This window comes from Actinopolyspora lacussalsi (assembly GCA_030803735.1).
In the GTDB taxonomy this organism is placed as follows: domain Bacteria; phylum Actinomycetota; class Actinomycetes; order Mycobacteriales; family Pseudonocardiaceae; genus Actinopolyspora; species Actinopolyspora lacussalsi.
Map to the genome: position 1 here is coordinate 3,730,627 of JAURUC010000001.1, position 22,177 is coordinate 3,752,803.

Consider the following 22,177-nt stretch of genomic DNA (forward strand, 5'->3'; position numbering starts at 1 on the left):
CGATGAGCGCGGCGATGGAAGTCGCATCCTGATCCGGCGGAAGCAGTGCTCGCGGGGCGCGTGTGAGCTGGGTTCCGCCTCACTCCACGAGCGGACGTAGTGCCCCCGAATAGAGTGCCTGCTGCCCGAACAGGTGGTAAGTGACGGCGACCGAAGTCCACACCGCCCACGGTCCTCCGAGCAGCAGTGGGGAGGTGCGGTCGAACTCCAGCGTCAACGTCTGGTTGTATATCTCCGGCCAGCACCCGGTGACTGCGCTGTAGTCGAACGGCAGAAGTCGGCCATCCGCGCGACAACGAACTCCGCGATCGGTGACGATGACGGTCGTGCTCTGGAACCCACGCCACTGCGCCGCTGCCATTCGTTCCGCCTGTTTGCGCAGTCTGGCGTTCTTGGCGGAGTTGGCCAGCGAAGCCCCGAGCACGAAAGCCGGGTTCCCCACGGCCGCGAAACCGCCGTAATGGACGTCGACGTCCGCGGCTCCCCATCGTGCGTACATGATCGGAGCAGCACCCCAACAATGTTCTCCGGGGAGGACCACCCCCGGCAGGGATACCGGCGGTGGTTCAACGCCCGAGTGCAGGGTTCGCCATAACGACCGGGCGGCTTCCCTGCCCTGCCTGTTGAGCTTCTTGAACTCGCGCCGCCGTCCCATGTTCGAGTGCCTCCCCAGCCGATCGAGGGTAACCGCAACGACTACGTTGAGCGGTCACTTCAACACAAGACGATCATGCCATGTTTCTCGGACGGACCTGTTCCTGTTGGGTTGGCCCGGCTTCGGAAGCGGGGTCGGGAACAGCCTGGGTGCGCGAGTCTGCCTGGTTCCGTTCCCGGTGCGGGGACAACGCGAGTGGATCCGGCACCGAGGGCAGTACTGGCGGTTCACCCGAACGATATGTTGATCTTGCTCTTCGGGTGTTCGACAGTTTTCCCGGGAATCACGAAATGATCATGAGAAAGGATCGGTTCTCGGTGAAGCCGAAAAAGCGGATCGCACTGGTACTCGCGACGGCGCTCTCCCTGGTGGGTGTAATGGGCGCGGGAGCGGGTGCCGCCGAACAGCACGAACAGCGGCCTGGGGCGCGCGAGGCGCAGACCTCGATCGTGCTGGACGAGCCCTACCACCTCTACAACCGCAGCGCCCACCTGTTCATGATCACCAAGGGGTGGAACACCTCGAAGAACGGCATCCTGGACCTGTGGCACCAGCACCGGACCGACGCGAACCGGCTCCAGGAGCAGTGGAAGTTCCTGCCCACCGGTTTCAGCGGGGTGCTCCGCATCAAGAACGTCGGCTCGGGTCTCTGCCTGCAACCCAACAATCAGGACGCGCTGCGCCACGTGCGGCAGCAGGAGTGCGACCGCGGCGACCGCGAGCAGTGGTGGAACGTGGACAAGGACGAGGGGCTGCGCATCTCGCCGTACAACAACGCTCACCGGGTGATGAACCCCTACCAGGTGGCCTATCCCTCGCGCGACATCGTGCTGAACAAGGACGTGGACAGCCTGTCCCAGCGGTGGAGCGCCGTTCCCATCGACTGATTCGCACCTGACTAGCGGAACGGTCGGCTCGTTCCTTCCGACGGATCGGAAAGGATCGAGCCGACCGTTTTTCCGTTCCGATTCCGAGCGGGGTTTTTCCGCTTCGGCGGGAACGCTGAATCGAGCACCCGCCGGTTATCTCCACCGGTAATCTCCGCCGGGAGATTCAGCCGGAGAGCACCTTGTCGGGAATCGCCTCCGGTTCGGGTCGGTTTCCGTCACTCGTGCTACGCGGGGTGCGCCGAACGGTGCACCGCCGCCGCGTAACCGTGGCGGATGCGAACCACCAGATCCGCCCGGTGCACCTCGCGGTCGTGGTGCGTCACCCGCACCACGGTGCGGCCGCGCGACTCGCGTTCCAAAGTGTCCAGCAGTTCCAGCGCGGTCGGCTCGTCCAGGTGGGCGGTCGGCTCGTCCAGCAGCAGCACCTCCGCGTCGGGAACCAGCAGCGCCCTGGCCAGCGCCAGCCGCCGCGCCTCACCGCCGGAGAGCTCGGTCCCGCCGGTGCCGACCACCGTGCCCAGCGAGTCCTCCCAGCCTCCCAGCCCGGCCGAGCGCAGCGTCGCCGCCAACCGGTGGTCGTCGGCGGTGGGATCGGCCAGCCGGAGGTTCTCGCGGATCGTGGTGGAGACCAACTGCGGGTCCTGCGGGCACCACGCGACCCTGCCACCCACCGCGCACGTCCCGCTCGTCACCGGTAGCAGACCGGCCAGCACCGCCAACGTGGTGGACTTCCCACCGCCCGAGTCGCCCACCACGGCCACCTGCGATCCCGGTGGGATCCGCAGCGTCAGCCCGGACAACGCGGGCTCATCGGCACCGGGCCAGCTCGCTCGGACGCCTTCGAGCAGCACCTCGCCCGGAGCGACCGGCGGTTCCTGGGCCGGCTCGGTTTCCGACTCCCCGGACACCCCGACCGGGCGCTTCCCGCCGTCGATACCGCCGTCCCGTTCGGACAGCGCTCCACCGGACGGCGCTCCACCGGAGAGCACCCCTTCCGCCTGGTCCGGCTCGGACAGGAACGGGCTCAACCGCTGCTGTGCCCTGCGCAGCGGCAGCCACTGCTGCGCGGCGGTGGGAAGTTCGGAGACCGCCTCGGTGGCCGCCATCGGCACCAACGCGAGTAGCGGCGCCAGCACCGGGGCGAGCTCGCCTGCCGCTACCGCGCGTGCCGCCAGCGCGGTGCAGCCGATCACGGCGGCCCCCATCACGAGCGTGACGACGGCCCCGGCAGCACCCTCACCCGAGGCCGCCCTGCGCGCCTCGCGCGCCAGCTTCGCGTCCGCGCGTGCCAGTTCCGCACGCCGCTCACCGGCGGCTCCGAACGACAGCAGCTCGGCGGCGGATTCGAGCAGCCCCAGCACCCGGATGGCCACCTCCCGGCGTCCCGCGGCCACCACGGCCGCCGCGTGACGCTGCACCGCCAGCGCCACCAGCGGAGCCAGCACTCCCGCCAGCAGCAGCGCGACCGCGAGCAGCAGCCCCGCCTCGGGCAGCACCAGGGCCTGCACGACAACGGCCCCGCCGCCCACCCCGACAGCGGTCAGCGGCGGCCCCAGCACGCGCGGCACCAGGTCCCGCACGTTGTCGGTGTCGTCCACCAGCCTGGCCGCGCCGTCGCCGCGAACCAGCGCCGCCGTACGCGCGGGGCCCCAGCGGACCAGCCCGCCCCACAGCCGTTCCCGCAGGCTGCCCGCCAGCCGGAACGCGGCGTCGTGGGTGGCCAGCCGCTCCAGGTAGCGCAGCACGGCGCGGGACAACGCGAAGGTCCGGACCCCCACGGCGGCGACGCTGAGCGTCAGCACCGGTGGTTGCTGCGCGGCCCGCGCGATCAGCCACGCCGAGGCGGCGGTCAACGCTATGCCGGACAGCAGCGAGAGCACACCGAGCGCCGCGCCGCCGACTCCCCGCGCCGTGACCAGCTCCCGGATGCGGGCGGGTCCGGAGGCGGCGGGGGAGGACGCGGTGCCGTGCTCGTGCTCGTCGGGCGGCGACTCGCGCGGCTCGGCAGGTCCGGGGCGGTGGCTGGCCAGCAGCACGACGGCGCCCGACTCCGCCGCGTCCTCGATCGCTGCGGAGACGTGCGCGGCGGTGGCGGCGTCCAGGTGGGCGGTCGGCTCGTCCGCCAGCAGTACGCGGGCCCGGCCGCGCAACCGCAGCAGGGCACGCGCCACCGCCACGCGCTGCCGCTCACCGGTGGACAGCGAATCGACCGGACGGCCGGCCAGGTGCTCGGCCGCCGCCGCGCGCAGCACCTCGTCGATGTGGACGGCGGTGCCCTCGGGCTGGTCGCTGACGGCGAGCAGCAGCTCGTCGGTGACCGTTCCACCGGAGAACGCGGGACGCTGCGGGATCCAGGCGACCGTGGTGCGCCAGCTCGCGGAGTCCGGCCTGTCGATCTCGGTCTCGCCGTAGCGCAGCGTCCCGGACTCGGGGGTGGTGAACCCGAGCAGCACCGCGAACGTGGTGGACTTGCCGCTGCCGCTGGGGCCGATCCCGCCGAAGCCCTCCAGTCGGGTCACCCGCCCCGGATGAGCCGTGAAATCCAGCCCGTCGGGCGCGTGGCCCTCGCGGCGGGCCACCCGGAGACCGGTCACCCGCAGTGGGGCGGCGCTCGGAACTCCGGCGGCGTTCGCGATCCCGGCGGCGTTCGGAATCCCGGAAGGCGCGGGTGAGGAGGTGCCCTGCCCGGCATCCGGAGGCTCGAGCCGGACCTCCGCCACGCGGCGCACCGCCTCCAGGCCGTCCTCGCTGGCGTGGTGGGCCGCTCCCGCGTTGCGCAGCGGTAGGTAGCACTCCGGCGCCAGCACCAGCACGAGCAGACCGGTCGCCAGGTCGAGGTCACCGGAGACCAGCCGCATCCCGATGCTCACGGCCACCAGCGCGACCGACAGCGAGGCGCACAACTCCAGGACCAGCGCGGACAGGAACGCGATCCGCAGGGTGGAGACGCTGTCGCGCCGGTACCGCTCGCTGACGCGGCGCACCGCCTCGCGCTGCGCGCCCGCCCGGCCGAAGGCGGTGAGCACCGGCAGGGCGCGGACCAGTTCGGACAGCTGCCCGGACATGCGCCGCAGCGACTCGGCGGCCCGGTTGGTGCGGCTCTCGGTGTAGCGGCCGACCAGCCAGGCGAACAGCGGGATCAGCGGGACCGTGACCAGGATGATGGCCGCCGAGGTCCAGTCCGCGAGCAGAATCCGGAAACCGACGATCGCGGGCACCACGGCGGCGGTCACCAGTGCGGGTAGGTAACGCGTGAAGTAGGCGTCGAGCGCGTCCAGCCCCTTGGTGGCGAGCGTGGTGAGCTCCGCCGCTCCGTAGCGGCCGATCCACTCGGGGCCGCGCCGCAGCGCGGCGTCCAGCAGCAGCGCGCGCAGCTCCTCCTTCGCTCCTGCCGCCGCGCGGGCGGAGACGCTCGCGGTGGCCCAACCGAGTACGCCCCGGGCCAGTACCGCGCCGCACAACACCGCCAGCCGGTCGCCGATGGCGGCGGTGTCGAAGCCCCGCATGACCACCCGCGCCAGTGCGTCGGCCAGCGCCCACGCCTGCGTGATCAGCGCGAACGCGCTCAGCACGGCCAGCGCACCGCTGAGGTAGAGGGCGCGCCGGGTGGACGGCGACAGCCGGGGCAGCGCCCCCAACGGCCCCCCGGCGAGGACGGCGCTGCCGTCGCCGCTGTCGGCACTCGGGGAGCTGTTCGGCTCCCTCGAACGACCTGTCACGCTTCCCACCTCCCTCACCCGGTCTCTTCCAGCATCACTGCTGCTTTCGCGCTTTCGTTGCTTCGTGCCGTCGTGACGCCAACCGAGCCGTGGCCCCCGGGGGCGTCAATTTCTCGCGAAATCGCCGCGCCCCTTCGACCCAGGCCGCGCCCCGAGCACCCTCGCAGGCCGAACTCCCACCGCTCCCGCAGGCCGAACTCCGACCACTCACGTCACTCGCACCGCCGCGCGAGAGGTTCCGCCACTCGCACCGCCACGCAAACCGAGCGGCCACAACGGCTAAGCGGCGTGCACCGGGGGGATGTGCTTGGTCCCGATCCGCTTGCGGAACACCCAGTAGGTCCACCCCTGGTAGACCAGCACGGCCGGCGTCCCGAACGCGGCCACCCAGGTGACCACGGTCAGGGTGTAGGGGCTGGACGCGGTTTCGGCGATCGACAGCGACCACGCCGGATCGAGCGTGGAGGGCAGCACGTTGGGCCACAACGCGCCGAACAGGGTCACCACCACTCCGGCCAGCGCCACTCCCTGCAGCACGAACGCCTGGCCGTCGCGGCCCACCGCCTGCCGCGCGAGCGCGGTGAGCCCCGTCAGCAGCGCGATCAGCAGCGGAATCCAGGTCCAGGGCGCTCCCTCGCGCAACTGGGCGACCAGCAGCAACCCCACGACGGGCAGCAGCAGCGGGACCCCGAGCAGCAGCGCGAAGCGGTGGGCTCGTTCCCGCACCCCGCCCTCGGTCTTCAACGCCAGGAACGCGGCGCCGTGCAGCAGCGAGAAGGCCGCCACGGCCACGGCTCCGAGCACGTTGGGCAGCGTGAGGATGACCAGCGGACCACCGACCCGGTCACCGTTGGCGTCCAGCGGCAGTCCGAACACGGTCGCCGACAGCACGAGTCCGACCATCATCGGAGCGACCCACGAGGCGATCACGATCACCGTGTCCCAGGCACGACGCCACCGGTCGGTGTCGACCTTGCCCCGGTACTCGAACGCCACCCCTCTGCCGATGAGCACGAGCAGCAGCACGGTGAACGGCAGGTACGCGGTGCTCAGCAGCCCCGCGTACCAACCGGGGAACGAGGCGAACATGGCACCGCCCGCCACGATCAGCCAGACCTCGTTGCCGTCCCAGACCGGGCCGATCGTGTTGATCAGTACTCGACGTTCGGTCTCCTTGCGTCCCAGGACGGGAAGCAGCATGCCGACGCCGAAGTCGAAGCCCTCCAGGAAGAGGTAGCCCAGCCAGAGCAGGGCGATGATGCAGAACCAGACGGTCGGCAGGTCCATCAGGTCACTCCGGTGGTCGGTGCGGTCGGTCGTGCGCGGCTGATTCCGCGCGGAAACGGGTCACGGTATCGGTCGAGGGATCGGGCGAACCCGTCCTCCGGGCGGGCGTCAGTAGGCGAAGGAGAGGACGTCGTCCGAGCCGGATCCGCCCGAACCGGAGTCGTCGTCGGAGGACTTGTGCGGCATTACGGACTCGAAGCCGCCCCGCGCGTAGCGCACCATCAGGAACACCTCCACCACCAGCAGCACGCCGTACACGGAGGTCAGCGCGATCAGCGAGGTCATCATCTCGCCCGGTGAGACGCCGGACGAGACGGCCTGCGCCGTGTACATCCAGACACCGTCCACTCCCGAGGGGTTGGGATTCGGGGCCACCACGAACGGCTGGCGCCCCATCTCGGTGAAGATCCAACCGAACACGTTGGCGAGGAACGGGGTGGCGATGGACGCCAGTGCCAGCGGTCCCCACAGCCGCCCGCGCGGGAACCTGCCGCCCCTGGTGAACCAGAGCGCCCCCAGGGCGGCCAGCGCCGAGACGGCGCCGAAGCCGATCATGAACCGGAATCCCCAGTAGGTGACCGGCAGGTTCGGCTGGTACTCGATCCGCTCGCCCGCGAGCTCGCCCAACCTGGGGTCGTCCGGGTAGTGCGTGCCGTACTTCTCCGCGTACTCGCCCTGCAGCTGCTGCACGCCCTTGACCTCGGTGCTGAAGTCCCCGTGGGCCAGGTAGGACAGCATGAACGGCACGGTGATGCTCTTGACGCTCTCGCAGTCGGGGCGGCTGACGTCGCCGTAGGCGAAGACCGAGAAGCTGGCGGGCTGTTCGGTGTGGCACAACGCCTCCGCCGAGGCCATCTTGAGCGGTTGCTGCTCGAACATCAGCTTGCCCTGGATGTCGCCGGAGATCGCCAGCCCCACGAAGGAGAACAGCGCCACCCACGCGCCGACCCGCATCGACTTGTGCCAGACCCGGCGGTCCTCGTCGTGCGGCATGCCCTGCCGGTCGCGCTTCCAGACCTTCCACGCGGCGATACCGAGCACGAACGTGCCCGCCACCGCGAAGCACCCGAATATCGTGTGCGGGAAGGCCGCGAGCAGGGTGTTGTTGGTCAGCACGGCCCAGATCGAGCTCAGCCGGGGCTCCCCGTCGACCATCTCGACACCGACCGGGTGCTGCATCCACGAGTTGGCGGCCAGGATGAAGTAGGCCGAAGCCACGGTGGCCAGCGAGAACGCCCAGGCGCAGGCCAGGTGCACCCGTTTGGACAGCCGGTCCCACCCGAAGATCCACAGACCGAGGAAGACCGATTCGACGAAGAAGGCGACGATGCCTTCCATGGCCAGCGGCGCCCCGAAGACGTCGCCCACGAACCTGGAGTACTCGCTCCAGGCCATGCCGAACTGGAACTCCTGCACGATGCCGGTCACCACGCCCATGGCGAAGTTGACCATCATGAGCTTGCCCCAGAACTTGGTCATCTTCAGGTACCGCTCGTTACCGGTGCGGTACCAGGCGGTCTGCATTCCCGCGACGAGGATCGCGAGTCCGATCGTCAACGGGACCATCAGGAAGTGATAAACCGTCGTGATCCCGAACTGCCACCTGGCGATGTCGAGGAGATCCACGCGTACCAGCCTGCTCCCGAGCCGACGGGAATTGCAGGACAAATCGTCCTCATTCCCTCGGACGAGGGTCCTGGCGGCGACCGGGACGTTGGTCCTGACAGGGGAGGACCTGTAGCCCGATTCGGGGTGAATCGCGCCGCGGTCAGGTGAGTGGGAAGGGCTTCACCCACGAATGAACGGAATTCTCACTCCGAAATCCGCCGTTGTAAACCGTCCGTCCGAAATTCCGCCGAAGAAGCCGCCCCGATTCGCGGCCCCGGGGACCACTTCAGTCCGCACCGGCACCGTCGATTTCTCGCGAAATCGCCGCGCCCCTTCGACGCGAGCCGAGCCCCGATCACCCCCCCGGCAGGGCCGAGCTCCCACCACTCACGCAGTCGGCACCCCCGCGGGTTCTCCCGTGCGGCTCTCGCGAGGAAGGCCCGACGTTGTGTAGATCGCTACCCGATGTCGGGCCTCCCCGGAGCGAGAGCCGTGCGAGAGGTTCCGCCACGAAACCAGCTACGCAGACCGAGCCGGCAATTCGACTACCCGAGAGCGTCGGAGACGGCGGAACAGGTGCGTACGACGAGGGGCCCGACCTCGTCCGGCGAGAGCGGCTCCATGGCCACCACGCCCACGCTGGCGCGCAGGCCGGGCACACCACGCACGGGTGCGGCGACCCCGTACGCCCCCGGCTGGAGCTCACCCACGCTGGCCACCCACTTCGGCCCCTCCTCCGAGAGGTCCACGGCGCGACCCGCCGCGCCGCGCTGCACGGAATGTCTGGTGCCCACGCGGTAGGAGACGTGATAGCTCGTCCAGGACGGTTCGACCACGGCGATGGCCTGTGCCTCGTTGCCGTCGGCGACGGTGAGGTGAACCGTGGCCCCCACGCGTTCCGCCAGGGCGCGCAGCGCGGGCAGTGCCGCGAACCGCAGTTGCGGCACCACCTTGCCCGCCAACCACAGCACGCCGAGACCGAGCCGAACCTTGGAACCCTCGCGCCGCACCAGACCACGACTCTGCAACGGGCCCAGCAGCCGATACACCGCCGCCCTGCTGACGCCGACGATGGTGGCGAGATCGCTGATGGTGGGTGCCTCACTGTCGGCATCGGCCACCGCCTGCAGCAGGTTGAGGCCGCGCTCCAGCGTCAGCGAACTCTCCTTCGTCTGAGTGGCTCCGGCGGGCTCCCGCTCGGGATCCGGAGTGGGATCCCCGGCGGATCGGGCCGAGCTCGTGCTCATCGGGTCACCTCCGAACCGCGGGCAGCACCGTGCCGGACACATCCCCCAGCCCGACCGGACGGCCGTGCTCACCGGGCGCCGTGGCGCTGATCGTCACGCGGTCGCCGTCCTGCAGGAAGGTGCGCTGCTCGCCGTCCTCCAGCGTAACGGGATCGGAGCCGCCCCAGCTGAGTTCGAGCAGGCATCCCCGCTGATCGGGCTCCGGACCCGAAACCGTACCGGAGGCGAACAGATCGCCCGGTCGCACCGTGCTGCCGTTGACGGTCAGGTGCGCCAACTGCTGCGCGGGCGACCAGTACATCTCCGCGAAGGGCGGTCGGGACAGCAGGGTGTCGTTGCACCGCACCTCCAAACGCAGATCCAGACCCCACGGCCGATCCTCGACGAGGTAGTCCAGCAGCTGGTGATCATAGCCGGTGGTGGGGACCCGGGCCTGTTCCAGTGCCGCGAGCGGGGTGATCCAGCCCGACATCGAGGTCGCGAACGACTTGGCCAGGAACGGCCCCAGCGGCTGGTACTCCCAGGACTGGATGTCGCGGGCGGACCAGTCGTTGACGAGCACCGCCCCGAGGACGTGCTCGGCGAAGTCCTCGGTCTCGATCGACGTGGCGGGTTCACCGCCGCAGACGAAGCCCACCTCCGCCTCGAAGTCGAGCCTGCGGGTGGGCCCGAACACCGGGGTGGGGTCACCGGAGACGCGGCGCTGCCCGTTGGGGCGGGCCACGTCCGTTCCGGAGACCACCACGGTGCCGGAGCGGCCGTGGTAGCCGACCGGCAGGTGCGTCCAGTTCGGCAGCAACGGTTCCGCTTCGCGGCGGAATATCTTGCCGACGTTCTCGGCGTGGTGCCGTGAGGAGTAGAAGTCGGCGAAGTCGGCCACGGTGAACGGCATCAGCTGGGTGTGCCAGTCGGTGCGGATCAACTCGGCGCCCTTGGGACGTGAGTCCGCCCCGACCAGCTCCAGCAGGCGTTCCCGCAGCTCGCGCCAGGCCGCCGGTCCCGCCGCGAGCAGCGGATCCAACGAGTCACCGGAGACGAGCTCACCCACCCGCGGGCCGAGCTCGTCGGCGACGCCCCGCAGCGGGACGGCGTGTTTGCCCACCCGCACGGCCACCGTCGGCCCCTTGGCGGTGCCCAGCACGCCGTAAGGCAGTGTCTGCGGCCCGAACGGGCGGTCCGGCGCGAACTCTGGGTCCTCGATCCAGGTCACAACAGTTCCAACTCGACGAGATCGGACACGGGATCGGTGGGCGAAGTCGCCCCGTACGAGGAGAACACGCTCCGGACCGCCTTCGCCGCCTCGTCGGAGAGCGAGCACGCCTCCTCGGTCAGTGCCCGCTCGTCGGTGCTGGCCAGGGCCGCGCGCACGTCCTGGCCGGACAGGGCGCGCCCCACGGCCACCAGCAGGTTCAGGAAACCGTGGTGCGGAAAGCCGGTCTCCGAGTCGGTACGGCGCACCGCGCGGGGCATTCCGGCGGTCACCTTGAACGGAACCTCCAGCGTGGTGGCCACGGCCAGGAACTCGGCCACGACGTCGACACCGGGGAAGGACTCGACGGTCTGACCTCCCGACCGCAGTTTCGGCCAGCAGCCGAACTCGGCGACCCGACGAACCCCGTCGAGCCACCCCTCACCACGTCGTGGTTCGACGACGCGAACCACGTCCTCCGGGACGAACTCGGAAACGCGTTCCAGCCAGACGTCGTCGACCTCGGACGGTCCGGGCATCTCGACCATTCGGAGCGAGAGCAGTTCGTGGCGTCCCTCGATGATCGAGAGCGCCTTCGGCACCTCGCCGAGTCCGGTGTCGCAGACCAGCGACATGGGAACGGGTTCGGCCGGTTTGGCCTTGGCCAGTTCGGTGATCAGTTCCGGCAGGCGGGAGACCTGGCAGAGGATCGGCCCCAGCAACCCCGCGTACTCGCCGTCCCGCGCACGCAGGTGTTCCTCAACCGCCTGAGCGACGGACGCGTTGGCGGGCGGGAACAGCGAGGCATCGTCCACCAGACGTGCGAACAGGGGCGGAATACCGCGCGGACCGGGCGCGTGGAGTTCAACAGCGCTTGACACGAGTGTCACGCTAATGCCGTGCCGGGCAGTGAACAAAAGTGTCCGCAAAACGAACGCCTTGCGGGATTGTCCGATTCGCCGCCGATTCGGGGCGAAGAGGTGACCGTTGGGCGATCAGTCCTGTGTTTTCGCAGCGCTCGGCTTTGCCGCGCTCGATCGACCGGAGGCCGGTATGCCGTACTACCGCCAAGTGGGTGAGATTCCGCGCAAGAGGCACACGCGGTTCCGTCAACCGGACGGCAGCCTCTACGCCGAGGAACTGATGGGAATCGAAGGGTTCTCCTCGGAGTCGGCCCTGCTGTATCACCGCGGACTGCCCACCGCGGTCGTCGCGGCCGAAGCGGTTGCCGAACAGGGACGTGCCACCGAGCCCAACCTGCCGCTCCGGCCACGGCACTTCCGTACCGGCGAGCTCGCGTTCCCGCGTGGCGAGGCCGGGAGCGACGCGGTCACCGGGCGCAGGCTGCTGTTCGGCAACAGCGACGTGTCGATCTGCTTCGCGGTGCCCGACACCACGAGCCCGCTCTACCGCAACGCGACCGGTGACGAGCTGTGCTACGTGCAGCACGGCTCGGCACGGTTCGAGACGATCTACGGAGCCCTGGAGGTCGCCGAGGGCGACTACGTCCTGCTGCCCGCCTCCACCACGTACCGGGTGGTGCCGCTGGGCGAACGACCTCCCCGGCTGTACCTCGTGGAAGCCACCGGACACATCGGCCCGCCCAAGCGCTATCTCAGCGCCAAGGGGCAGTTCCTGGAGAGCTCCCCGTACTGCGAACGGGACCTGCGCGGTCCCACGGAGCCGCTGCTGCTGGAGGGCGAGCACGTGGACGTGCTGGTTCGGCACCACGACGGCCTCACCCGGATGACGTACGAGCATCACCCGTTCGACGTGGTCGGCTGGGACGGCTGCCTGTATCCGTGGGTGTTCAACATCGCCGACTTCGAACCGATCACCGGACGCATCCACCAGCCGCCCCCGGTGCACCAGACCTTCGAGGGGCCGAACTTCGTGGTGTGCTCGTTCTGCCCCCGCAAGGTGGACTACCACCCGGACTCGATCCCGGTGCCGTACAACCACGCCAATGTGGACTCCGACGAGCTGATGTTCTACGTGGGTGGGAACTACGAGGCGCGGAAGGGCTCCGGAATCGGCATCGGCTCGCTGTCGCTGCACCCCTCCGGGTGCAGCCACGGGCCGCAACCGGGTGCGGCGGAGGCGTCGCTGGGCGCGGAGCGGTTCGACGAGACGGCCGTCATGATCGACACCTTCCGGCCGTTGCGGTTGGGTGAGGCAGCCACCGCATCCGAGGACCCCACCTACTACCGCAGCTGGGTGACCAACAAGCCGGACAACTGAGCAGGTCGGCTCGTGTTCCGCAGCTGGTTGCGTGGCGGAACCTCTCGTACGGCTCTCGCCGTGTTGCTGTGCCGGTTGCTCTGGCGCGGTGGTCGGGTAGCCGGCACGTGAGTCGGCGCCTTGCTGTGTTGGGCCGGCTCTTGAGTAGCGACCTACGCGGCGAGCGGCCCGGTCTTGCAATGCATCCGACTCACGCACCGGGGACAATCGCGCTGCGAACCGCACGGTCGCTTCCCGGCGAGGGTTCCGGGACCGGCGATTTCGCGAGAAATCTACGCCCACGGGGCCACACCGCCCCCAGTGGACCGTCGATTTCGCGAGAGATCGACGGCGCCCCGGCCCCGGTCGACAGCGCGGTACACCGCACGCGGTTCCGCCACGCGGCGATCCCTGATCGGGTCACTTCCACAACGGCGTCGACTGGGTTAGGGTTACCTAATAAGTCCTGCTGTGCCGCCTCTGGAGGTGAGCGATGCCCGAGACCGCTCGCACGCCCGCGAAGCCCGATGCCGCCGAACGTGCCCGCACGATCGCCAAACGGGGCGGCAGAGCGGCGGTACAGCCCTCCGGAAACGACGCCGAACGGGTTCAACCGCTGCTGCACCACGTCCACCGGGACGGCACCGCCACGGTGCTGCTCTCGGACGGGCACCCCCTTGTCGCGGCGGTCTGGCAGGCTCCGCGCGGCGAGTTCGGTGCCGTGCTGGAGGTGGCCGACTCCGCCCCGGTACGGCTGCGTGAACCGGTGCGCGGGCTGATCTGGCTGACCGGATGGCTGCGTGTCCCGGACAGCGGTGAACGCCACGAACGGGTACTGCAGATCGCGGAGGAACGCCCCGACCCGCGACTGCTGGACGTCGGGCACGGCGTGACCGCACTGCGGTTGGAGGCCGTCTCGCTGGTACTCGCGGATTCCGAGGAGACCAGCTCGATCGACTCCGCCGAGTTCGCCGCCTCGCGGCCGGATCCGTTCTGCCTCTACGAGGACGGCTGGCTGCGGCACCTGGAACTCTCCCACCGTGACGTGGTCGGACTGCTCACCCGCTACTTGCCGGAGCGGTTGCGGGGCGGGCACGTGCGGCCGCTGGGGTTGGACCGCTACGGAGTACGGCTCCGGGTGGAATCGGCGGACGGCGACCACGACGTCCGGCTCGGGTTCTCCCGTGCCGTGGAGGACTCCGAGCAGCTCGGCGCCGAACTGCGGCGGTTGATGGGATGCCCGTTCCCGGCGGAGCAGCGGTGACCGCGCGGAGTTGATCGAGCGGCGGCGGTCGCGCGGTCGTCTCGGCTCCGCCGTTCGGAAGGGCACGGCGACGCTATCGGAGAACAACGGTCAGTAGGGTTTCCGGGGTGAGCACCAGTCACGGTCCCGCCTCGCCGCGTTCCTGGTTACTGCCGAACCGACCCGATGAGCCGGCCCGGCTCACCGATCCGGGCAAGCGCAGGGCGATCGTCGTCGAGCTGATCATCGTCTTCGCGATCACGCTCGGCATGGCGGGGTTGCAGAGCCTGCTTTCCCTGCTGGACGCGCTGTTGCGTCCCGAGTCGCTGGACCAGCAGGCGGTGGCGATCAACGCCTCCCAGGCGCGGTTGGGACTGCTGGACCTGCTGGAGCAGCTGCTGGGTGTGCTGCGCCTGTTCGCCTGGGCCGCTCTCGGCGTCTACCTGCTGTGGCAGGGCGGTGTCGCGCTGCGAAACGTGGGTTTCGACAACAGCAGGCCGGGGCGGGACCTCGCGGGAGGTGCCGGGCTGGCCGCCCTGATAGGCATCCCCGGCCTGGGGCTTTACCTGGTGGCGCACTCGTTGGGACTGAACCTGGCCGTGCAGCCGACGACCCTGGACGAGGCGTGGTGGCGGGCTCCGGTCCTGGTGCTGTCGGCGTTGGGCAACGCCGCGGCCGAGGAAGTGCTGGTGGTCTGCTACCTGCTCACACGACTGCGGCAGCTGGGTGCCACCGAGAACCGCGCACTGTGGATCTCGGCGGTGCTGCGCGGCTCGTACCACCTGTACCAGGGGTTCGGCGGGTTCGTGGGCAACGTGGTCATGGGGCTGGTCTACGGCCGGGTGTGGCAGCGCACCAACCGGATCCACGCGCTGATCATCGGGCACGCGTTGATCGACGTCGTCGCCTTCGTCGGCTATGCCCTGTTGCGCGACCAGGTGGGTTGGCTGCCCTGATCGCACACCCCGGCACAACGAACCGTTCCCATCATGCCGGAATCGGTTAACGATCCGTCGAATTTCGCGTCGGATGCGGCTATTCTCGCTCGATACGGCTAGGCTGCGGGACCGTGACAACCCCACACGTGACGAGCGAAGTCGGCCCGCTGCGCACCGTGCTGCTGCACCGCCCCGGCGGTGAGCTCAAGCGGCTCACCCCGCGCAACAACGACCAACTGCTGTTCGACGCGATTCCCTGGGTGGACCGTGCCGAGCAGGAGCACGACGCGTTCGCGGCGGTGCTGCGCGAGCAGGGCGTCGAGGTGCTGCTGCTCGACGAGCTGCTGTCCGAGGCGCTGCGCGACCCGAGGGCCCGCACCGCGGCGCTGCACAGCGGCGTGGACGAACGCAGGTTGGGCGCCGAGGTGGCGGACACGCTGTGCTCCTACCTGTCCAGCATGGACGAGAAGACGCTCACCGGCGTTCTGGTGGCGGGAATGACCTTCGAGGAACTTCCCGCCGCCGAGGGGCAGTCGCTGGTTCGCAGGATGCACCAGCCGCACGACTTCGCCATCGACCCGCTGCCGAACCTGCTGTTCACCAGGGACTCCTCGGTGTGGATCGACGACAGGGTGGCGGTGACCTCGCTGGCGATGCCCGCGCGGATCCGCGAGTCCGCGCTGACCGACCTGGTCTACGCCTACCACCCCAGGTTCGCGCAGTCCGCCCGTGCCTACGGCGCGCACTCCGCCCCGGTCGAGGGCGGGGACGTGCTGCTGCTGGCGCCGGGCGTGGTGGCCGTGGGGGTCGGGGAGCGCACCACTCCCGCGGGCGCGGAGTCGCTGGCCCGATCGCTGTTCGCCGACGGCCTCGCGTACACCGTGCTCGCGGTGCCGATCACGCAGACCCGGGCCTCGATGCACCTGGACACGGTGTGCACGATGGTCGACCACGACGCGGTGCTGATGTATCCCGCGATCCGCGATCACCTCACCGCCTACGTGCTGCGGCCAGCCGGTGAGGGCATCAAGGTGTCCGGCCCCGAGCCGTTCCTCCGTGCGGCCGCCGAAGCGATGGAACTCGACCGGCTGCGGGTGGTCGACACCGGCCTCGATCCGGTCACCGCCGAGCGCGAGCAGTGGGAGGACGGCAACAACACGCTGGCGGTCTCCCCGGGAACGCTGGTGGCCTACGAACGCAACGTGGAGACCAACGCGCGGCTGGAGGAAGCGGGCATCCAGGTGCTGCGCATCAGCGGTTCCGAACTCGGCTCCGGACGCGGCGGTCCCCGCTGCATGTCCTCGCCGATCGTGCGGGATCCGCTGTACTGATACCGCATCCGGCCCCGCTCCCTCCGCCGCGCGGCGATTTCGCGCGAAATCTACTCCCCGATCGGACTCCGGGTGTGAGGTTGCTCCTGCGGTGAGCGCGTGAATCGCCGGATGGCTATAACGTCGTGGGTGTCATGGATTCGACGCTGGCCAGGCGAATGCTCGCCGCTTCCACCGAGATCACCAAGGCCGCCCTCGCGGAGGAGGACCCGGGGGCGGTGCTCCCGCTCGTGGTCCGGCGTGCCGCCGCGCTGGCCGAAGCCGACCTCGGGCTCGTGATGGTCCGCGACGAGCAGGACAACCTCACGGTGGAGGCGTCCTACGTCGGTCCGCACGCCCCCGAGCCGTTGACCGACCCGGTGGGTTCGGTGCTCTCACCGCACTCCGCCGCTTCCCAGGTGGCACACGGCGGTGTTCCGGTGGTGGTCGACGACCTCATCGACGATCCGATGACGGCTCCCTACGTCCCGTGGGCACTGCGGGTGTACGGTCCGTTCGCCGTGGCCCCGTTCGGCACGCACGAACGGAGGTTGGGCGCGCTGGCGGTGTACCGCAGGCGTGGGGCGGAGCCCTTCACCAGGGTGACCGTGGATCTGCTGACCTCGTTGGCCGCGCAGGCCGGGCTGGCGCTGGTGCTGGCGGAGGGATCCACCGCCCGGCAACGTGTCGCGGTCTACCAGGAACGCGAGCGGATAGCGCGCGACCTGCACGACGTTATCGTGCAGCGGCTCTACGCGGCCGGTGTCCAGCTCAACGTGCTCGACCGCAGGATCGCCGACGATCTGGATCCCTCGGACGCGAAGCGACTGACCGAGATCACCGATCAGATCGATCAGACCATCGCCGAGGTGCGCGCGACCGTGCGCACGCTGACCTCCTCCGATCCCGAGCAGTCGAGGCAGGCGCCGGATCTGGCGGATTCACTGCGCGGCGAGGTCCGCATCGCGGGTGAGTTGCTCGGCAAGCCGCCCGAGCTGGAGCTGTCCGGCGACCTCGACGAGGTTCCGGTGGCGGTGGCCGACCACGCACGCGCGGCGTTGCGCGAGGCGCTTTCCAACGTGGTGCGCCATTCCGGGGCCCGGAACGTACTGGTCCGGGTGCGACGTACCTACGACGGGCTGCTGTTGCAGGTCACCGACGACGGTTGCGGTGTTCCGCGGGACGTGACCAGGCGGGGACTGCGCAACATGGCGGAACGGGCCACAGCCGCCGGAGGCAGCTGCACCGTCGACTCCTCCCCGGAAAGCGGCAGCACCGTCACCTGGCAGGTGCCACTCGCCGCGAGCTGAGTCCGGCGACGGTGTCGCTACCCGGTCAGCCCTGTCTGCGGGCGTACCAGGCGGCCGCCTGGGTGCGGCGTGCCATCCCCAGCTTGGCCAGCACCGATGTCACGTAGTTCTTCACCGTCTTCTCGGCGAGGAACAGCCGTTTGGCGATCTCGCGGTTGCTCATGCCCTCGCCGATCAGTTCCAGCACCCGCTGTTCCTGTTCCGTCAGCGTGTCCAGCTCGTCCGGCGGTTTCTCGCTGTCCTCGCGCATCCGGTCCAGCACGCGGCGCGTGGTCACCGGATCCAGCAGGGAGCGCCCTGCGGCGACCTCGCGGACCGCGTTGACGAGGTCCTGGCCCCGCACCTGCTTCAGCAGATAGCCGGAGGCGCCCGCGTTGATCGCTCCCACCAGGGCCTGCTCGTCGTCGAACGCCGTCAGCACCAGGCAGCGTGGCGGTTCGGGTAACTCGCGCAGCCCACGGCACAGCAGAAGTCCGTCGCCGTCCGGCAGCCGCATGTCCACGACCGCCACGTCCGGCTGATCCGCGCGGGCCCGGACGAGTCCCTCGTCCACGTTGCCCGCCTCGCCGACGACGTTGACGTCCGGCTCGGTGTCCAGTAGATCGCGCAGCCCTCTGCGCACGACTTCGTGGTCGTCGACGAGCAGCACGCGTACCTGCACGACCTCCACGCTACTGGCGTGCTCCGCCGCGCGGTCGGGCAGGGTGTCCAGCTGGTCGTTCCGACGGGCCGGAATCGTCCCGCCCCGCGAACTCGGCGGTTCCTAGTGCCGGAACTTCCCGCCCCGGCAGTTCTTCTTACCGCCCTTGCCGGGGACGCTCTGCTGCGTCTGCTCGACGGCTCGGTGCGCGCCCTGGCGGGCCCGGTAGCCCACCGAGGGCTTGCCCTTCGTGTCCACCGCCGTGGTCAGTAGCCCGCCGAGCAGGCCGAGGTTCTTCAGGAAGTGGATCTGCTGTGCGGCGCGCTGCTCCGGATCGTCGATCTCCCAGAAGGAGTGCGCCGCGAGTGTGGTCGGGACCAGACTGCCGCTGAGCAGCAACGCGGCCAGCCGCGGTGCCTTGCCGAGTCCCAGCAGCACACCCGCGCCGATCTTCACCGCGCCGTCGATCTTGACCAGGGTTCGGGGATCCGTGGGTACCTGCTGGGGCAGACTGTCCTTGACCGGAGCGGTGGCTCGCTCCAACAGCGGGGTGGCCGCCTTGGCGTGCCCCTCGGTGTCGCGGAAGACTCCGATACCGCCCCAGACGAAGATCGAAGCCAGCAGTGGACGCGCGAGCCTGCGGATGAGCATCGACGAAACCTCCCGAGGTATTACACCTAGCCAGCCTGCGACGTGGCCGACGTTACGCTTCCGCGCTCCGTTCCGCTCGGGGCGGAGTCACCGCTCGACGATGCCCGCGGGTAGGGCGGATTCCGCGCGGTCAGGCGGTGTCCACCCGTGCGAACACCTCGTCCCACGCGGCTGCCGTCTGCTTGGCGCAGAGCTCCGGCGCCGCGCCGCCCACCCCGGTTCCCAGCCCGGGCAGCGCTATGGAACGCACCACGTGGCGCACCGGGGTCCCGTTGTCCAGTACCGCTCCGGACCACAGCCGAAGCATCGCCCTGGCCGCCAGGTAGGGGTGCACGGTGTCACCCGGCAGTGTTTCGCTCGGTTCCCGCATGGTGGGGGCGCTGATCAGCCAGGCGGGTACTCGGCAGCCGGTGGGGACCAACAGCGCCTCGCCGACCGGAAGCTCGCCCCCGTGGTAGGCGAGTACGGCACTGCGCACCTGTTGTTCCACATCGGGAAAAGCGCTCGCGTAGGCGGCGTCTATCCCGCCCCGCATCCAGCCGTACGAGTTCGCCGGGCTGACCACGGCGTCGACGTGCGTGTCGAGTACCGAACCGTGGTGAACGCTGATGCCTTCCCGGCCGTAGGCGATGCTGTTCCACGCTGCGGCCAGCGGCTCGTCCAGTGCGCACAGGACCAGCCGCAGCTCCGGTTCCGCCCCGTATCTCGAGCGCTCCGAATCCGCGGTCACGTGCACAGCATCGCAGTCGGAACGGGGTTCGCGTAATTGGGTAGGTCACACTCCGGGGGCATGATCTTTACCACTAACGTGTGAACTGGGGTTTCTTCGGCAGTGCCCGGGTGACAGCTCCCGTAGCAGCTCGGCATAGGCTGGCCGCGTGCCCCGAATCGCGTATCTGGGTCCGCAAGGCACGTTCACCGAACAGGCCGCGCGTGAGCTGACAGCGGACTTCGCCGCAGAGCTGATCGCCCACGACACCGTGCACTCGGCGTTGGAGGCGGTACGGGCCGGGGAGGTCGAAGCGGCCGGTGTGCCGATGGAGAACTCCGTCGAAGGGGCCGTTCCGTCGACCCTGGACGGGCTGGTGGCGGGTGACCCCGTGGTGGCCGTCGCCGAGCTGGTGCTGCCGATCCGGTTCGACGTGCTGGCGCGCCCGGGAACCGACCCCTCGGAGGTCACCTCGGTGGCGAGCCATCCGCACGCACTGGCGCAGGTACGCGGGTGGTTGTCCCGGGAGCTGCCCCGGGCGCAGGACGTACCCACCGCTTCCACCGCCACCGCCGCGGTGGAGGTGGAGAACGGCACGGCGGACGCGGCCGTGGTGGCTCCGGTCGCCCACCGGTACCACTCCCGACTCACCCGGTTGGCGAGCGATATCGCCGATGTGGACGACGCGGTCACCAGGTTCCTCCTGGTCCGTCGCCCGGGTCACCTGCCGGAGCCGACCGGGGCCGACCGGACCTCGATCGCCGTGGTCGCGCACGACGAGGTGGGGGCACTCGGTGAGGTGCTGTCAGAGCTCTCGCTGCGCGGCATCAACCTGAGCCGGATCGAGTCGCGGCCCACCAAGGACCGTCTCGGCGCCTACCGGTTCTTCCTCGACTTCGACGGCCACGTGGCCGACACCAGGATCGGCGACGCGTTGACCGGGTTGCACCGTCGCTGTTCCGAGGTGCGCTTCCTGGGATCGTTCCCCAAGGCCGACAGCAATCCCGTCAGCGTGCGGGCGTCCGACTCCGAACAGGCCTTTCGTCGCTCGATGCGGTGGTTGAGCGAGGTGCGCAGGGGCAGAACCGCCTGAGTCCCGGGCCGCTGCCTGAGTCCCGGGCCGCTGCTAGCCCCAGCCGAGCGCGTGCAGCTTCTCCTCGTCCAGCCCGAAGTGGTGTGCCAGTTCGTGCACCACGGTCACCGCGACCTCCTCCACGAGGTGCTGCTCGCTGGAGCACATCTCCAGCAGTGGTTCCCGGTAGATCGTGATCCTGTCCGGCAGCACTCCGCCGTAGTTGCTGTCGCGCTCCGTCAGCGCGACCCCCTCGTAGAGCCCGAGCAGCGACTCGTCGTCCGGGTTGCGGTCCTCCACCAGGATGACCACATTGCTCAGCTCCCGCAGCAGTTGCTGCGGAACCCGGTCCAACGCGTCGCCGACCAGCTCCTCGAAACGCTGTGACGACATTTCCACCGGCATCTCGTTCACCTCTGGCCGTCGGCGGGAACTCCCGGTTGTGGTGTCTTCTCGGGTGCGGGCTGGTCGCTGATGGAGATCTCGCCGGTGACACTGCCCGTCACCGGTGCGAAGCCGCCGTCGTCGAGGGTGGCCGCCACCTTGCAGTTGACCTTGCGCGATCCGACCTGCCAGCTCTCCTTCGAGATGTTGTCCCAGTAGAGCGACAATCCCTTGTCCTCGGCCACGTTCTTGCCGCCCGCGTAGTCGGCCAGCTGTTCCTGGCAGGTCGTGAGCAGGAACTCGTCCTGTTTTTCGGTGGCGGGATGGCCGTCCTCGAACTTCTGGCTCAGATCGGCGACACCGGTCATCTCCACCGAGTGCGGTTTCGAGCACTCGACGGGGGAGAACACCGCGGAACCGCTGATTCCCAGGCAGGTGCCCACGTCGTAGATGTCGGACTGGTCGAGGGAGTCGACCTTGCCGGTGAAGCGGTACAACTGGCCTACCGGTCCCGGTTGCTGCAGCGCGCAGTGCAGCGTGCGGTCGCCGTCGCTCCAGCTCTGCTTGCTCGGCAGGAAGGCGCTGACCTCGAAACGGCCGTTCGGGTCGAGGCCGTTCGGCAGGTACTGCCGTGCCACGTCGGCGCAACGTTTCGTCTTGATCTCGTTGAACACCTCGGTGCTGGGGAACTCGGCGTCGGGACCGAACCGCGCCCACACCTCGGTGGTGCCGGTCATCTCGAACAGGTGCGGTTCGGAGCAGGGGACCTCGCTGATGTCGCTGGCATCGTCCTGGGTCCAGTTCAGGCAGGTCCCGGCCGGTGCCTCGAAGTCGGGGGGAGGGGCCGTCGTGGTGGGCTGCTGCGCCACTCCGGGGGGCGGGTTCTCGGCGGAGGGCCAGTTCAGCAGCGCAGCTACCGTGAACACCAGCAGGGCGCCGATAACGGCCATGATCATCACCAGTCGAGCGTTCGCGGCTCCCTGCCGGCTCCGGTCGCCACGGGAGGAATTCTTGTCGCCGGAGTTCTGCTCCGACGGTGATTCGGGGGGCTCGGCCATCACTCCTCCATACTGCCTGGCCCGACATCGGAACGCGCACAGCACGG

Annotated in this window: 19 protein-coding genes; 7 read left to right on the forward strand and 12 right to left on the reverse strand. The window is 69.5% G+C overall.

The genetic code is table 11. The features are described 5' to 3' along the window. Positions 1–79: 79 nt before the first annotated feature. Positions 80–499, reverse strand: a complete 420-nt coding sequence (locus J2S53_RS16750; RefSeq protein WP_456241761.1) for a hypothetical protein — start codon at positions 497–499, stop codon at positions 80–82. Positions 500–972: 473 nt separating this feature from the next. Here J2S53_RS16750 and J2S53_RS16755 point away from each other — a divergent pair, with 473 nt between their 5' ends. Beyond that, complete coding sequence (locus J2S53_RS16755) at positions 973–1,542, forward strand: RICIN domain-containing protein (RefSeq protein ID WP_456241762.1); 570 nt, start codon at positions 973–975, stop codon at positions 1,540–1,542. A 227-nt stretch (positions 1,543–1,769) separates the two neighbouring features. Here the strand turns inward: J2S53_RS16755 and cydD are convergent, their stop codons facing one another. From cydD to J2S53_RS16785, 6 genes are all read right to left on the reverse strand, one after another. Beyond that, positions 1,770–5,264, reverse strand: a complete 3,495-nt coding sequence (gene cydD / locus J2S53_RS16760; protein WP_456241763.1) for a thiol reductant ABC exporter subunit CydD — start codon at positions 5,262–5,264, stop codon at positions 1,770–1,772. 279 nt (positions 5,265–5,543) lie between these two features. Continuing rightward, entirely contained in the window at positions 5,544–6,551 is a 1,008-nt protein-coding gene (gene cydB / locus J2S53_RS16765) for a cytochrome d ubiquinol oxidase subunit II (RefSeq protein WP_456241764.1), read from the reverse strand. Between the two features lie 108 nt (positions 6,552–6,659). Then, complete coding sequence (locus J2S53_RS16770; RefSeq protein WP_456242813.1) at positions 6,660–8,177, reverse strand: cytochrome ubiquinol oxidase subunit I; 1,518 nt, start codon at positions 8,175–8,177, stop codon at positions 6,660–6,662. 527 nt (positions 8,178–8,704) lie between these two features. Further along, entirely contained in the window at positions 8,705–9,406 is a 702-nt protein-coding gene (locus tag J2S53_RS16775; RefSeq protein WP_092977965.1) for an IclR family transcriptional regulator, read from the reverse strand. Positions 9,407–9,410: 4 nt separating this feature from the next. Continuing rightward, positions 9,411–10,616 (reverse strand): fumarylacetoacetase, encoded by a 1,206-nt coding sequence (gene fahA, locus J2S53_RS16780; RefSeq protein ID WP_456241765.1) that lies wholly within the window; start codon positions 10,614–10,616, stop codon positions 9,411–9,413. Continuing rightward, positions 10,613–11,476: a hypothetical protein gene (locus J2S53_RS16785; protein ID WP_245755324.1), complete on the reverse strand. Its 864-nt coding sequence runs from the start codon at positions 11,474–11,476 to the stop codon at positions 10,613–10,615. The genes fahA and J2S53_RS16785 overlap by 4 nt, the downstream gene beginning before the upstream one ends. Before the next feature lie 172 nt (positions 11,477–11,648). On the opposite strand from J2S53_RS16785, the gene J2S53_RS16790 reads away from it, so the two are divergent. The 5 genes from J2S53_RS16790 (at position 11,649) to J2S53_RS16810 (ending at position 17,616) form a co-directional block, all read left to right on the forward strand. After that, positions 11,649–12,836, forward strand: coding sequence for a homogentisate 1,2-dioxygenase (locus J2S53_RS16790; protein ID WP_456241766.1), 1,188 nt, complete (start codon positions 11,649–11,651; stop codon positions 12,834–12,836). A gap of 472 nt (positions 12,837–13,308) precedes the next feature. After that, positions 13,309–14,079 carry a DUF2470 domain-containing protein gene (locus J2S53_RS16795; RefSeq protein ID WP_456241767.1) on the forward strand — a complete coding sequence of 257 codons (771 nt, stop codon included), beginning with the start codon at positions 13,309–13,311 and terminating at the stop codon, positions 14,077–14,079. Between the two features lie 107 nt (positions 14,080–14,186). Further along, positions 14,187–15,014 carry a CPBP family intramembrane glutamic endopeptidase gene (locus J2S53_RS16800; RefSeq protein ID WP_456241768.1) on the forward strand — a complete coding sequence of 276 codons (828 nt, stop codon included), beginning with the start codon at positions 14,187–14,189 and terminating at the stop codon, positions 15,012–15,014. Positions 15,015–15,142: 128 nt separating this feature from the next. Next, positions 15,143–16,327: an arginine deiminase gene (locus J2S53_RS16805; RefSeq protein ID WP_456242814.1), complete on the forward strand. Its 1,185-nt coding sequence runs from the start codon at positions 15,143–15,145 to the stop codon at positions 16,325–16,327. Positions 16,328–16,461: 134 nt separating this feature from the next. After that, the gene (locus J2S53_RS16810) at positions 16,462–17,616 is read left to right on the forward strand and encodes a GAF domain-containing sensor histidine kinase (protein ID WP_456241769.1); all 1,155 of its coding nucleotides are present in this window, start codon (positions 16,462–16,464) and stop codon (positions 17,614–17,616) included. A 25-nt stretch (positions 17,617–17,641) separates the two neighbouring features. Here J2S53_RS16810 and J2S53_RS16815 read toward each other — a convergent pair whose 3' ends face one another. From J2S53_RS16815 to J2S53_RS16825, 3 genes are all read right to left on the reverse strand, one after another. Beyond that, positions 17,642–18,277 (reverse strand): response regulator, encoded by a 636-nt coding sequence (locus tag J2S53_RS16815; protein WP_092978274.1) that lies wholly within the window; start codon positions 18,275–18,277, stop codon positions 17,642–17,644. Between the two features lie 102 nt (positions 18,278–18,379). Next, complete coding sequence (locus tag J2S53_RS16820) at positions 18,380–18,907, reverse strand: DoxX family membrane protein (RefSeq protein ID WP_456241770.1); 528 nt, start codon at positions 18,905–18,907, stop codon at positions 18,380–18,382. A 130-nt stretch (positions 18,908–19,037) separates the two neighbouring features. Beyond that, a complete protein-coding gene (locus J2S53_RS16825) occupies positions 19,038–19,637 on the reverse strand; it encodes a macro domain-containing protein (RefSeq protein WP_456241771.1) in 600 nt (199 codons plus the stop codon). A gap of 148 nt (positions 19,638–19,785) precedes the next feature. Between J2S53_RS16825 and pheA the strand changes: the two genes are divergently transcribed. After that, complete coding sequence (gene pheA, locus J2S53_RS16830) at positions 19,786–20,709, forward strand: prephenate dehydratase (protein ID WP_456241772.1); 924 nt, start codon at positions 19,786–19,788, stop codon at positions 20,707–20,709. A 33-nt stretch (positions 20,710–20,742) separates the two neighbouring features. On the opposite strand, the gene J2S53_RS16835 is transcribed toward pheA, so the two are convergent. Together J2S53_RS16835 and J2S53_RS16840 are read right to left on the reverse strand one after the other, a co-directional pair. After that, positions 20,743–21,093 (reverse strand): metallopeptidase family protein, encoded by a 351-nt coding sequence (locus J2S53_RS16835; protein WP_092925666.1) that lies wholly within the window; start codon positions 21,091–21,093, stop codon positions 20,743–20,745. Positions 21,094–21,098: 5 nt separating this feature from the next. After that, the gene (locus tag J2S53_RS16840; RefSeq protein WP_456241773.1) at positions 21,099–22,130 is read right to left on the reverse strand and encodes a septum formation family protein; all 1,032 of its coding nucleotides are present in this window, start codon (positions 22,128–22,130) and stop codon (positions 21,099–21,101) included. Between the last annotated feature and the right edge of the window lie 47 nt (positions 22,131–22,177).

What these genes read in the sequence shown, in the direction of transcription:
- J2S53_RS16750 (WP_456241761.1), bottom strand. Translation starts at nt 499, where the DNA reads ATGTACGCACGATGGGGAGCCGCGGACGTCGACGTCCATTACGGCGGT.
- cydB (WP_456241764.1), bottom strand. Translation starts at nt 6,551, where the DNA reads ATGGACCTGCCGACCGTCTGGTTCTGCATCATCGCCCTGCTCTGGCTG.
- J2S53_RS16775 (WP_092977965.1), bottom strand. Translation starts at nt 9,406, where the DNA reads ATGAGCACGAGCTCGGCCCGATCCGCCGGGGATCCCACTCCGGATCCC.
- J2S53_RS16790 (WP_456241766.1), top strand. Translation starts at nt 11,649, where the DNA reads ATGCCGTACTACCGCCAAGTGGGTGAGATTCCGCGCAAGAGGCACACG.
- J2S53_RS16795 (WP_456241767.1), top strand. Translation starts at nt 13,309, where the DNA reads ATGCCCGAGACCGCTCGCACGCCCGCGAAGCCCGATGCCGCCGAACGT.
- J2S53_RS16810 (WP_456241769.1), top strand. Translation starts at nt 16,462, where the DNA reads ATGGATTCGACGCTGGCCAGGCGAATGCTCGCCGCTTCCACCGAGATC.
- J2S53_RS16820 (WP_456241770.1), bottom strand. Translation starts at nt 18,907, where the DNA reads ATGCTCATCCGCAGGCTCGCGCGTCCACTGCTGGCTTCGATCTTCGTC.
- J2S53_RS16835 (WP_092925666.1), bottom strand. Translation starts at nt 21,093, where the DNA reads ATGCCGGTGGAAATGTCGTCACAGCGTTTCGAGGAGCTGGTCGGCGAC.
- J2S53_RS16840 (WP_456241773.1), bottom strand. Translation starts at nt 22,130, where the DNA reads ATGGCCGAGCCCCCCGAATCACCGTCGGAGCAGAACTCCGGCGACAAG.